Annotated in this window: 11 protein-coding genes; 5 read left to right on the top strand and 6 right to left on the bottom strand. The window is 69.9% G+C overall.

The genetic code is table 11. The annotated features are described in order from the left end of the window. Positions 1-137 precede the first annotated feature (137 nt). The 4 genes from mreC to rodA are packed head-to-tail and all read left to right on the top strand — an operon-like array spanning position 138 to position 4,934. Positions 138-1,256, top strand: a complete 1,119-nt coding sequence (gene mreC / locus BZG35_RS07930; RefSeq protein ID WP_077355148.1) for a rod shape-determining protein MreC — start codon at positions 138-140, stop codon at positions 1,254-1,256. Further along, positions 1,253-1,771, top strand: coding sequence for a hypothetical protein (locus BZG35_RS07935; RefSeq protein WP_253189310.1), 519 nt, complete (start codon positions 1,253-1,255; stop codon positions 1,769-1,771). Before mreC ends, BZG35_RS07935 begins: the two co-directional genes overlap by 4 nt. Further along, the gene (gene mrdA / locus BZG35_RS07940) at positions 1,768-3,780 is read left to right on the top strand and encodes a penicillin-binding protein 2 (protein ID WP_077355149.1); all 2,013 of its coding nucleotides are present in this window, start codon (positions 1,768-1,770) and stop codon (positions 3,778-3,780) included. Before BZG35_RS07935 ends, mrdA begins: the two co-directional genes overlap by 4 nt. Then, positions 3,777-4,934, top strand: coding sequence for a rod shape-determining protein RodA (gene rodA / locus BZG35_RS07945; RefSeq protein ID WP_077355150.1), 1,158 nt, complete (start codon positions 3,777-3,779; stop codon positions 4,932-4,934). Before mrdA ends, rodA begins: the two co-directional genes overlap by 4 nt. Here the strand turns inward: rodA and BZG35_RS07950 are convergent, their stop codons facing one another. The 3 genes from BZG35_RS07950 to BZG35_RS07960 are packed head-to-tail and all read right to left on the bottom strand — an operon-like array spanning position 4,935 to position 6,852. Further along, a complete protein-coding gene (locus tag BZG35_RS07950; protein WP_077355151.1) occupies positions 4,935-5,393 on the bottom strand; it encodes a hypothetical protein in 459 nt (152 codons plus the stop codon). A gap of 33 nt (positions 5,394-5,426) precedes the next feature. Beyond that, complete coding sequence (gene pip / locus BZG35_RS07955) at positions 5,427-6,401, bottom strand: prolyl aminopeptidase (RefSeq protein WP_150125972.1); 975 nt, start codon at positions 6,399-6,401, stop codon at positions 5,427-5,429. Positions 6,402-6,429: 28 nt separating this feature from the next. Further along, positions 6,430-6,852 carry a DUF423 domain-containing protein gene (locus tag BZG35_RS07960; protein WP_253189311.1) on the bottom strand — a complete coding sequence of 141 codons (423 nt, stop codon included), beginning with the start codon at positions 6,850-6,852 and terminating at the stop codon, positions 6,430-6,432. On the opposite strand from BZG35_RS07960, the gene BZG35_RS07965 reads away from it, so the two are divergent. Then, positions 6,851-8,011 carry an MFS transporter gene (locus tag BZG35_RS07965; protein ID WP_077355153.1) on the top strand — a complete coding sequence of 387 codons (1,161 nt, stop codon included), beginning with the start codon at positions 6,851-6,853 and terminating at the stop codon, positions 8,009-8,011. The two genes, BZG35_RS07960 and BZG35_RS07965, sit on opposite strands and share 2 nt — an antisense overlap. On the opposite strand, the gene BZG35_RS07970 is transcribed toward BZG35_RS07965, so the two are convergent. The 3 genes from BZG35_RS07970 to BZG35_RS07980 form a co-directional block, all read right to left on the bottom strand. Continuing rightward, a complete protein-coding gene (locus tag BZG35_RS07970) occupies positions 8,004-8,603 on the bottom strand; it encodes a hypothetical protein (RefSeq protein ID WP_077355154.1) in 600 nt (199 codons plus the stop codon). The two genes, BZG35_RS07965 and BZG35_RS07970, sit on opposite strands and share 8 nt — an antisense overlap. A gap of 112 nt (positions 8,604-8,715) precedes the next feature. Then, on the bottom strand, positions 8,716-11,283 hold the full coding sequence (locus BZG35_RS07975) for a tipN (RefSeq protein ID WP_077355155.1): 2,568 nt from the start codon (positions 11,281-11,283) through the stop codon (positions 8,716-8,718). A 134-nt stretch (positions 11,284-11,417) separates the two neighbouring features. After that, on the bottom strand, positions 11,418-11,597 hold the full coding sequence (locus BZG35_RS07980) for a hypothetical protein (RefSeq protein ID WP_077355156.1): 180 nt from the start codon (positions 11,595-11,597) through the stop codon (positions 11,418-11,420). Positions 11,598-11,700: the final 103 nt, after the last annotated feature.

The following is an 11,700-nucleotide window of genomic DNA, read 5'->3' on the forward strand; positions in this document are numbered from 1 at the left end:
CGGGGGTCGCGCGGCGCTGCAAATCCCCGCGATTGCAGCCAATTCGCCGGTTTCATTGTGGCTCGCTTTTTGCGATAGGCTGCGCACAGCGGCGGGGGGCGTCCCGCCGATTCTGACTCTTTTTGGGAAGGCAGGCCGTGGCGTTTCGCGACGGACCGTTCGATCAGTTCAAGGTACCGCTGGTGTGGACCGCCGCGGTGGTGGTCGTGGTCGCCCTGATAGCATCCGTCCTGCTCATCGTCGCCGATCGCCGCCATGACGCGGCGGCGGACGGCTATGGTCCTGTCCGGGCCGGCTTCGACGCCGGCGCCGGCCCCATCAACGGACTGTTCGCGGCCCCGGTGCGCTGGACCGGCGCGGTCACCGACTTCGTCGGCGGCTATTTCTTCGCCGTGTCGGAAAACCGCCGACTGAAACGGGAGCTGGAAGAGCTCCAACCCTGGCGCGACCAGGCCATCGCCCTGAAGAACGTCAATGCGCGATACGAGGCCATGTTGGGCCTGCGGACCGAGCCGGTGGTCGCCCTGGCGACGGCGCGATCGGTCTCCGAATCGCGCGGTCCGTTCGTGAACGCCCGTCTGCTCGACGCCGGGTCCAACAAGGGGGTTCAGGTCGGCAATCCCGTCATCAATGAACAGGGCCTGGTCGGTCGCATCGTGGGGGTGACCGGCGGGGTCAGCCGGATGCTGCTGCTGACCGACGTGGCCAGCCGGACGCCTGTTCTGATCGATCGCACCGACGCCCGCGCCCTGCTGACGGGCGATGGGTCCGGCAATCCGAAGCTGGAGTTCATCCGAGGCGTGGACGCCGTTCAGGCGGGCGACCGGGTCCTGACCTCGGGCGACGGCGGCGGCTTTCCGCGCGGCGTGCCGATCGGTGTCGTCGCCAAGGGCATCGACGGCTCCTGGCGGGTCAAGCTGTTCAGCGACCGGGGCGCCATCGACTACGTCCGCATCATGCTGTTCCAGGATTTCGCCCAGCTGGCGGACCGTGAGGCCTTGAACGCGCCGCCGCTGGCCGGCCTGGCCCCGACACCCCCCTCGACGGCTCCTGCGGCCCCCGCCACGCGTCAGACGCAGTCCCCGTCCCAGCCGCCCGCGCAAGGTGCGGCCCGTGAGACCGCCCCCGCCCCCTCGCGCGCCGCCGCGCCGCCCGCTCGCCCGGCCCCGGCCCCCGAGCGCCCGGCCCCGGCAGCAACGCCCGCGTCGCCAACGGCGGATACGCCTTCAGAGCCTCCGCCCGGAGGCGCGGCGTGAGACGCGGGGTGCAGGTCCGCGTGGTCGGCCCGCTGCAATGGGTCATCTATCCCGCGCTCGTCTGCATGGCCGCCACCCTGATCCTGGCCACCCCGGTCGAGCTGTTCGGGCTCAAGCTGCCGGAGCCGGTGCTGCCGCTGGTGCTCGCCTTCGCCTGGCCGCTGATCCGCCCCTCGATGATGGCGCCGGCTGTGCTTTTCGGCCTCGGGCTGTTCCTCGACATGTTCTGGGGCGGGACCATGGGCCTGTGGCCGCTGTGCCTGCTGGCGGTCTATGCCGTCGTTCTCGGGTCCCGCAGCCTGCTGGCCGGTCAGGAGACCCAGGTCCTGTTCGTCTGGTACGCCCTGTGTACGACGGGCGCCTTCTTGATGGCGTATCTGGTGGTTAGTCTGGACGCCGGGCGGGCACCGAGCCTCCTGGCCCTTCTGAGCCAGGTGATTCCGACGCTGCTGCTCTTTCCGATCGCCGACTGGATGGTCCAGCGGTTCGATGACGGCGATGTGCGGTTCCGATGAGCGAGCCTTCGATCTTCTTCTCCGACGTCAATGAGCGGCAGGGATCGTTCCTGCGGCGCACGCTGGTGGTCGGCGGCCTGGCGACCTTGGGCGTGACCGCGCTGACCGTTCGATTGGCTCAGCTTCAGGTCGTCCAGGCCGAGGAATACGCCACCCTGGCGTCCAACAATCAGTTCAACTTCCGCCTCGTGCCCCCACCCCGCGGGCGCATCCTGGACCGCAACGGACAGGTGATCGCCGGCAACCGGCCCAGCTTCCGGGTCCTGGTCGTGCGTGACGAGACCAAGGACCTGGACCAGACCCTGGACCTGCTGGGGCGGCTCCTGCCAGACACCGTCGATCGCCGGCGCGCCATCATTCGCGACGTCAACGCCGCGCCCCGCTTCTCGCCGGTCCCGGTCAAGAGCGATCTGACCTGGGAGGAGTTCGCCAAGGTCAACATCTACGCCCCCGAGTTGCCCGGCGTCATGGCGGACATGAACGAGGCGCGGTACTACCCCTTCGGCGGGGCGTTCGCCCATGTCATCGGCTATGTCGCCAAGGTGTCCGACCGGGACATCGCGGCCATCAAGGCCAAGGGGGAGGACGCCCCCGCCATGCTCTACAACCCCGGCTTTCGGATCGGTCGGACCGGGATCGAAAAGGCGCTGGATCCGCAGTTGCGCGGCGAGGCGGGCGGAAACCGGGTCGAGGTCGATGTCCGGGGGCGGGTGGTGGCCGAGGACGTCGGGGGATCTCGGCCCGCCGTGCCGGGCAAGGACGTGGTCCTGACGCTGGACGCCGACGTTCAGAACCGGGCGCTGGAGGTCTTCGGCGAGGAGGCCGGTGGATGCGTGATGATGGATGTGCGCACCGGCGACATCCTCTGCATGGTGTCCGCGCCGTCGTTCGATCCGAACCTGTTCGTCAGCGGTGTGCCCAGCCGCACCTACCGGGCCCTGGCGGACTATGAGCGGCGTCCTTTGACCGACAAGGCGATCGACGGGACGTTCGCGCCGGGATCCACCTTCAAGCCGGTGGTCGGCCTGGCGGCCCTCAAGCGGGGGGTGAGCCCCGATCGCAGGGTGACGTGTACGGGCGGCTATTACCTCGGCCGTCGGTTCGCCTGCCTGGGCACGCATGGCTCCCTCGACATGCGGGGCGCGATCAAGGCGTCGTGCAACGTCTATTTCATGACCTTGGCGGTCGAGATCGGACCGGACGCGATCGCCCAGACGGCGCGCGACCTGGGTCTGGGCCAGGTCTTCGATATCGGCATCGGCGGTCAGAAGCCCGGCCTGGTGCCCGATCGTCAGTGGCGGCGTGACAACCCCGTGCGCGGCGACGGCAAATGGTATCCGGGCGAGACCCCCAGCTATGCGATCGGGCAGGGGGCGCTGACGGTCAATGCCCTGCAACTGGCCGTCTATACGTCGCGGCTGGCCAATGGCCAGAAGGCGGTGATGCCGCGGCTGATCAAGTCCATCGGCGGTATCGAGCAGGCCATGGGGGCCGCGTTCGCGGACCTGCCCTATGACCCCGAACTGGTGAAGGTGCTGAGGGACGGCATGGAGGCCGTGACCGACGTCGGCGGGACCGGTTTCCGCAACAGCCAGTTGGGGCTGGGTCCCGTGCGCATGGCGGGCAAGACCGGAACCGCGCAGCCACGGAACTATGGGGCGGGATCGCGCAAGGGGGCCGGGCGACCCTGGCAGGAAAAGGACCACAATCTGTTCATCGCCTTCGCGCCCATCGACAACCCGCGGTATGCGGTTTCGGTCATCGTTCAGCACGGCGGGATGGGCGGCGGCACCGCCGGTGCCCCGCGCGCGCGCGAAGTCATGCGCGTGGCCCTGCTGAAGGATCCCGAGATCCGCGCCCGGATCGAACAATCCGGATTCGCCGAAGCGACCTCCTATCCCGGCGACGCGGAGGGGCCCTCGCTGGCGGCCCAGACCGCCTCGGCCCCCGCGCCGACGCCTGCGACTGCCGATGTCGGACCGCGTCCCTATGCGGCGGACCCGCAATGACGTCCTCGGCCCTGACCCGTCCCGGCGAACGCGATCGCCTGTCCGTCAAGATCGGCGAGCTGGACTGGCGTCTGGTGGGCTTGCTGTGCCTGCTGGCCTTCGTCGGCACCGCCATGCTGTATTCGGTCGCGGGCGGTCACTGGCGGCCCTGGGCGATCAACCATGTGATCCGGTTCGGGGCCCTGCTGGTGGTCATGCTGGGCCTCGCCATGCTGCATCCGAAATGGTGGTTCCGGGCGGCCTATCCGCTGTACGGTATCCTCCTCCTGCTGGTGCTGATGATCGAGTTCACCCCGCTCGGCTATGTCGCGGGCGGCGCGAAGAACTGGCTGAACCTGGGCTTCATGCGGATCCAGCCGGCGGAGTTCATGAAGCTGGGTCTCGTCCTGGCCCTGGCGCGCTGGTACCACAGCCATACCGCCCAGGAAGCGCGGTGGTCGTGGAAGCTGCTGATCCCGACGGCGATGATCGGGGTTCCCTTCCTGCTGGTGGCCAAACAGCCCGACCTGGGTTCCGCCATGGTCATCGGCCTGACCGGGGCGGCGGTCATGTTCTTCGCCGGCCTGAGCTGGCGCGTCATCGCCGCCTGCGGTGCCGCGGTCGTGGCCATTATCCCGCCGTTCGTCATGTTCGTCATGCACGACTACCAGCGCAACCGCGTCCTGACCTTCCTCAGCCCCGAGTCCGACCCGTCCGGCACCGGCTACAACATCATCCAGTCCAAGATCGCCCTGGGATCCGGCGGGCTGCTCGGCAAGGGCTATGGCCTGGGCAGCCAGAGCCAGCTGGAATTCCTGCCCGAACGCCAGACGGATTTCATCTTCTCGACCGTCGCCGAGGAGTTCGGCTTTCTCGGCTCCTTCGCCGTTCTGGCCTGCTATATCGCGGTCATTCTGATCGCCCTCCGCATCGCGTCCTTGGCCCACAGCCATTTCGGCCGCCTCGCGTCGGCGGGCATGGTCGCCTTCTTCGCCGTGTTCGTCCTGGTCAACGGCGCGATGGTCATGGGACTCGCGCCTGTGGTCGGGGTGCCGATGCCGCTGCTGTCATATGGCGGGTCGTCGATGATGACCGTGATGTTCGGCTTCGGCCTGATCCTGTCGACCCGGGTCCACCGCTATGCCGAACTGCCCAAGGGCTATGGGCTGATCTGATCAGCGGATGGCCGCGCGGGCCGTCTTGAGCTGTCGCTCGAGGCCTGCGCGCGCGGCGGCCTGATCCCGCTGCAGATCGGCCTGCGCCTGATCGAGCGCGGCGCGGCGGGCCTCCAGGGCTTCGCGGGCCTTCGTCTGTTCGCCGTCCAGCGCTTCAAGACGGGCTTCGAGGTCGGTGACGCGCCGCCGCGCCTTTTCGGAGACGACCTTCCTGGCCGGGGCCTTGCGGCGGCTGGTCTCGCCGATGTCGACGGCCAGCCCGCGCGTGACGACCGACCCCGGGGAGGCGAGGGCGGCGGCGTTGTCGGGCCCGTCGGCGGAGGCTTCCTTGGCCAGGCCGGTCTTGAAGATGTCGCCCGTCAGGCCCCAGGCCTCGAGCGCCTTGGGTCGCGATGACGCGGCGACGGTGAAGGCGTGGAAGCCGTCGGACCAGGTGAAGACTTTCAGACGCGCCGCCATGCGGTCGAAGCGACCACGGCCACGGTTCGTTCCCTAGAGCGTCGCCGCCCAGTCGGTGCCGCGAATCAGGCTGTCGACGATGCCGGGCTCCGACGAGGCGTGACCAGCGTCAGGGACGATGTCCAGCCGGGCTTCGGGGAAGGCGCGATGCAGGGCCCAGGCGCTGGCGATCGGGGTGACGACGTCGAACCGTCCCTGGGCGATCCAGGTCGGGATGTGGCGGATGCGGCCGATGTTGTTGATCAGCCAGTGCTCCTCGGGGAAGAAGCCGCCATTCACGAAATACCAGCATTCGATGCGCGCGAAGGCGAGGGCGAAGTCGGCCTCGGCGAACTTGTCCGGCCGGGCCGCGGGGCCCTCGACACTGACCGTCTCGCCTTCCCAGCTGGACCAGGCGATGGCGCAGCGTTCCTGCTCGGCGCGGTCGTCCCCGGTCAGCCGCTTGTAGTAGGCGCCCATCAGATCGTGGCGCTCCGCCTCGGGAATCGGGGCGACGAACCGTTCCCAGGCGTCGGGGAAGATCATCGAGGCCCCGTCCTGATAGAACCAGTGCAGTTCCTTCTTGGTCAGCAGGAAGATCCCGCGCAGGACCAGGGCCTTGACCCGCTCGGGATGGGTGATGGCGTAGGCCAGGGACAGGGTCGACCCCCAGGACCCACCGAACACCGTCCAGGTGTCGATGCCGCAGCGCTCGCGCAGCCGTTCGATGTCCTCGATCAGAGTCCAGGTGGTGTTGTCGTCCAGCGAGGCATTGGGTCTGGATCTGCCGCAACCGCGCTGGTCGAACAGCACGATGCGGTAGATGGCCGGATCGAAATAGCGCCGCATTCCGGCATTGATCGCGCCGCCTGGACCGCCATGAAGCACCAGCACCGGACTGCCCTGGGGATTGCCGCATTCCTCGAAATAGATTTCGTGCGCCGTGTCCGTCTGCATCCAGCCCGAGGCATAGGGCTCAAGCTCGGGATAGAGCTCGCGTCGGGGCGTTTCGTTCACGGGAAAGGACATGCTGGGGTCGATGCTTGTGGCTGTGGTTTCAGACGGTTGAGGCAGGGGGGCGCAGGGCGGCGACGGCCAGGACGATCCAGCCCGCGATCATCAGCACGCCGCCGACCGGCGCGACGCGACCGAAGGCCGGCAGGCTCAACAGCCCGATGAAGGCCAGCGCCAGGCAGAAGATCAGACCGCCGACAGCGGCCAGCCACCCGGCCAGGCCTGCCAGGGCGATGCGCGGGGCAAAGGCGGCGCAGGCGACCCCCAGCACGGCATGCGCCATCTGATAGGAGGCCCCGGTCTGCAGCAGGGTCTTGATCTGGGGCCCCGCCCCGTGCGCGGCGAAGGCGCCGACCGCCACCGCCATCGCGCCGTTCAGTGCAGCGAAGGCCGCGAGGTGACGATTCCATGTCATCGGCAGACCGTAGCCCACGGTTTCGTCCGCGTCTGCTATCGGACGGGTCATGATTCCCTCTCGCCGCATGGCGCTGCAGTATGTGTTGCTCTTCGGTGCCAATGGCGTGAGCCTGCCGTTCGCCGGCCTGTGGTTCCGGGCCCAGGGCTTCAGCGGGGCCGAGATCGGGGCCCTGCTGGCCGCGCCCATGCTGGCGCGGGTGGTGACAGGCCCGGTGCTGGCGGTCTGGGCCGATGGGTTCCGAGAGCGACGAACGCCGATCGCCCTCCTGGGGGCCATGGCCGCGCTCGCCTATCTGGGGGCCGGGCTGACGCAGGGCGTGTTCATCCAGGGGGGGCTCTGGTTTCTCGGGGCCACCGCGATGGCGGCGATGATCCCGCTGACCGACGTTCTGAACCTGACGGCCGCCCAGCGACACCGCTTCGCCTTCGCCAGCCCGCGGGGCTGGGGGTCGGCCGCCTTCGTCGCGGCGAACGTGCTGATGGGCGCGATTCTGGCGCGGGCGGCGGTGGACTGGGTCATCGTCTGGATCGTCGCCGCCGGGGCGCTGATCGCCGTGACGGCGGCCGGCCTGCTGCCACCCGAGCCGGTTTCGGATGCGGGCCCCAGCCGCAAACGCGATCGCTATGCGGGGATCGCCAAGCTGGCGGCCGACCCGGGCTTCATGACGGCCATCGTGGCCATCGGCGCGGTTCAGGCCACCCATGGCTTCTACTATGGATTTTCGGCCATCGCCTGGAAGGCCCAGGGGATCAGCGAGACCATGACCGGCCTGCTGTGGGCCATGTCCGTCGTGGTCGAGATCGGCTTTATGTGGGTAATCGAGCCGTGGCGCCGGGCGCGCGGGATCGGGCCCTGGGCCCTTTTGATGGTCGGGGGCGTGGCGGCCGTCGTGCGCTGGTCCCTCCTGGCGGTGACCCCGCCGCTGTGGGCGCTATGGCCGCTTCAAGGCCTGCACGCGCTGACGTTCGCGGCGACCTATCTGGGCGGGGTCGAGATCGTCGAGCGCCTGGCCCCCGCCGGCCAGCACACGGCGGCCCAGACCCTGAATTCCGTCATGGCGTCGGGCGTGCTGATCGGCCTGGCGACCCTGTCGGCCGGGCCGCTCTATGACCGGTTCGGGACCCTGGGGTATCTCTCCATGACCGGCCTGGCATTGGTCGGCCTGATCGCGGGATGGCGGCTGAAGGGCGTCCTGGCGGTCAGCTGAGACGGGTGCGGGGCAGGGGCGACAGGTGCCGGGCCATGGCGGATGCGGCTGCGCGCAAGGCGGTGTGCACAGCGTCGGGATGCGCCGTCAGGGGCATGCGCAACAGCCCGACCGCGGGCGCATCGGCGGCGTCCGGCAGCGCCGTCAGGACGCGGTACAGCAGATAGCTGCCGGCATCGTCCTCGCTTTCGGAGGTGGCCCCGGTGGACAGGCCCGCGTCGTTCAGAGCACGGACAATTTCCGCGACGGGGGCGGTTGCGCGCGCCATGGCCGGGCCGGTCGACGAGAGCTTGGCCTGTCCGGCCAGCGCCCGGTTCTCGGCCCGCATCTGGATGCGGAATCCCTCGCTGCGCCGGGTGCGGCCCACGAGCAGGACGGCGCGGCAGTCGGCGCTATTCAGCTCGTCCGTGACCAGACCGGCGAGCACAGCCGGATCGTCCGGACCGATCAAGCGAGTCCGTGCGGCCGGGGGAGCCCAGCCCTCGGTCGTGGCCGCGTTCATCGCGTCCCAGGACGGATCGCCGTTCTCATAGATACAGACGAGCATTTCCGGCCTGCGATCCGGTTGGGTCTCGGCGGTGATGTCGAGCATGGGATCTCAGGGCGTGTGACGGGGGTGTGACAACGCGGGACCGTGTCGGCAAGCGGACAGGATCGTCAAGCCAAATCCGAACGGGATCGACCGTGAACGTCTCTTTTTCCTGTCAGGCGAGGTCGCCGACCGCGGCATCCAGAAGCATGAAGGCGCGGCCGCCATCGGTGGCCAGGGTGGCCAGCACGGCCGGGCCATCGCCTTTGCGACCCAGTTCGCCCAGGCGTATCGCGAAGCCCCGAACGTAGCGCTCCGCATCGGCCCGCAGATCGGCATCGCTCATGACCCGGCGCGATACGCTGCGGACGGCGGCGGGGGCCACTCGACGCACGATCTGGCGGGCGCGGTCGGGATCGCGTTCGGCGAAGGCGGTGGCGGCCTCCTCGACCCGGGAACGAGGCAGCAGTGCGTTCGGATCGACGCCCATCCGGCGGATCGCGGCGGTAATCCGGTCGGCCAGCGCGTCGTCGTCGGCGGGCATGACGGGGGTGTCAAGCGTCATCGGGGCCTCACCCGGCCGGTCGTCCACCAGGTCGTTCCAGTCCAGCTTGTCCTGCGCGGGGGCCGTGGGTCGCGCCGGGGGCTCGCCGCCTGCGGGTGAAAGGCGCAGCCGCCCCCGGAGCCCGAAACCGCGATCCCGCTCAGGCTCAGGTTCGGCCTCAACCCGCCGGGGCCGATCCTCGGCATTCGTGGCCAGCGTTTCCAACGACGGCTCGCGCCGCCGCATCGGCTGGGGGTCGCCCGAGACGACGCCCATCAGCCGCACGGCCTCGGTCAGCATGTCGTAGTTGCGTCGGACGCGGTCCTGGAAGCCGGCGTCCAAAGCTTCGGTGTCGGCGGCCGCCTTGCGCGAGGCGGCGGCGAGGGCGGCGAGGCCCTCTTCGACCGTCACGCGGACCGCCTCGGCCCTTGCGCGGGCCTCCTCGGGCAGACGGGACGCCCGCTCGTCCAGGTCGCCGATGGCGGCATCGACCTCCCCCAGGGCCTGGGTCATGCGCGACAGCGTGGACTCCAGTTTTTCGATGGCGCGCTGCCCGGCCTGGTCCACCAGTCCGCTCGTCTCCTGGACGATGCGACGGGCTCCGTCCACACGGGCGTCCGCGGCCTGATCGGCCTTCTGGGCTGCGTCGAACAGGGCTTCCCCCAGACGATCGGCGCGGATCTGCGCCTGTCCAGCGGCTTCGTCGGCGGCGGCGCGGCTTTCTTCCGCGGTCGCCTTCAGCATGGCCAGGGCCCGACGGGTCTCCTCGAGCAGGGTGTCGCGCGCCTCGGCCGCGAGCGCTTCGAACCGGTCGAGCGACAGCTTGGTGGCCGCATCGAAGCCATCGGCCTCGCGTTGCGAGAGGTCGACCAGGGCCCGGAATTGATCGGTCGCCGATTCGACCAGGTCGCGCAGGCCTTCGGACGCCCGGGTGGACGTCTGCCCCAGATCCCCGGCGGCGGCGCGGGCGGCGGACAGCTGCTCGGTCAGCTGGGCGCGCTGACTCTCGACCTGCGCCGAAAAATCCTCCTGATCGGTGCGCAGCGCATAGGCGGCGGTGACCAGGGCGGCGCGCTGCTGGCCCAGACCCTGTTCGACCGACAGGATCTGTTCCGCCACGCCGGTTCCGGCGTTCTCCAGCCGCAGCGTTTGACGCGCCAGGTCGTCGGCGGCCAGGCGGGCGGCGTCCTGGGCCTCATTGGCGGCGGCGGCCAGATCGGCGGCCCGGGCGGCGAGCGCGGTCTCGGCCTCGCGTAGCTGGGTCTGCGCCAGGTCGGAGGCATCGACGATCAGCCGGGACTGGCGCTCGACGGCGTCCAGCACGCCGGACGCCTGGCCATCCAGGCGTCCGCCCAGGGTGGCCATTTCCTCGCGCTCGCGCCCCAGCTGCTCCGTGAGACGGCGCGCCGTCCGCCCGGCGTTCTCGGCGGCCTCGTTCAGCCGATTGGTCTCGAGAGACAGAGCCTCGCGCAACAGGGCCATGTCATTGCGGGCCCGCTCGGCGGCGAGGGCGGCCTGGTCGATGTCGTTGCGCAGGGCGGACAGAACATCGCCGGCCTGCTGGGCAGCCAAGGCGGTCGGGGCCACCAGGGCCTCGGCCAGCTGGCGCGCGCGGCGGGTCTCCAGCGCCAGGCCGTTGCCCTGTCGAATCGCATGGGCCAGCATCAGCGCCAGACCGGCCGGGGCCAGGGCGATCAGGGTGTAGATGGCCAGGCGCAGCGGGTCGGCCAGCACGTCGCCGGCCCCGATCTCATAGGCCGCCCAGGCCGCGACGCCGCCGATCCAGAGGGCTGAGGCGACACCGGCGATCGCATAGGGCGCGCCGGTCTGGGGCGCGCGGGTCGTCGATAGGGTCGATGGTGCCGGCAGCTCCGGCCCCGAATAGCGGGCAGGGGGGGCGTCGGCGCTGACCGCGAAAGGGGCCACCGTCGGGGGTTCGGGCCTGGGCTCCGGGCGGGGGGCGGGCGCCGCCGCGGCGGGGGGAACCTCCGGCTCGACTGTTGCCACGGCATCGTGCTGACGTTCCTGTTCCAGCAACCGGCGACGACGGCGCTCCGAAACCGGCCGTTCGCGCGACGGGGCGGGCGTGGCCGCCGGGGTCTCGTCCGGGATCCCGATGTCGTCCGGAGCCGTGGCCTCGGCCGGGAAGGTCGCTTCGGGATCGGTCAGAACAAGCGGCGGCCGTTGGCGGGACTTCATGGAGGATCAATCTCGTAGGGCGGGTGTCTGCGCAGACAGGGCGGACACGCCTTCGACCCTAGAGCCTGATCCTGCGCGGTGAAAGCGTTTCGGGTCACGACCTGGGCGCGCTCCCCGAAAATCGTGCGCCGTGCCTAGCAGTCCTCTTGTCGGGCCTGGGCCGATGCCGTCTCGGGCGGCGGGGGGCAGTCGCTGATGCGGTGCACCTCCGGTCGCGGCTGCGGCGGACGCTCCATGTCGGCGCCGAACTGGGCCAGCGCCGCCGCGACGAGCAGGGCGATGAAGCCAGCCAGCAGATCGATCAAAGCCTGCACGCGCGTGCTCCCCTGGTGCGCGCGCATATATGCCTGATTTCGCAGAGCGTCACAATCCGAGGACGGAACCGTTGCGCACCTGTGCCATTGACCCCGACGGCCC

The sequence above is a fragment of the Brevundimonas sp. LM2 genome, from assembly GCF_002002865.1.
In the GTDB taxonomy this organism is placed as follows: Bacteria; Pseudomonadota; Alphaproteobacteria; order Caulobacterales; family Caulobacteraceae; genus Brevundimonas.

What these genes read in the sequence shown, in the direction of transcription:
- pip (WP_150125972.1), bottom strand. Translation starts at nt 6,401, where the DNA reads ATGTCCTTTCCCGTGAACGAAACGCCCCGACGCGAGCTCTATCCCGAG.
- BZG35_RS07975 (WP_077355155.1), bottom strand. Translation starts at nt 11,283, where the DNA reads ATGAAGTCCCGCCAACGGCCGCCGCTTGTTCTGACCGATCCCGAAGCG.
- mrdA (WP_077355149.1), top strand. Translation starts at nt 1,768, where the DNA reads ATGAGCGAGCCTTCGATCTTCTTCTCCGACGTCAATGAGCGGCAGGGA.
- BZG35_RS07970 (WP_077355154.1), bottom strand. Translation starts at nt 8,603, where the DNA reads ATGCTCGACATCACCGCCGAGACCCAACCGGATCGCAGGCCGGAAATG.
- rodA (WP_077355150.1), top strand. Translation starts at nt 3,777, where the DNA reads ATGACGTCCTCGGCCCTGACCCGTCCCGGCGAACGCGATCGCCTGTCC.
- BZG35_RS07965 (WP_077355153.1), top strand. Translation starts at nt 6,851, where the DNA reads ATGATTCCCTCTCGCCGCATGGCGCTGCAGTATGTGTTGCTCTTCGGT.
- BZG35_RS07960 (WP_253189311.1), bottom strand. Translation starts at nt 6,852, where the DNA reads ATGACCCGTCCGATAGCAGACGCGGACGAAACCGTGGGCTACGGTCTG.
- BZG35_RS07950 (WP_077355151.1), bottom strand. Translation starts at nt 5,393, where the DNA reads ATGGCGGCGCGTCTGAAAGTCTTCACCTGGTCCGACGGCTTCCACGCC.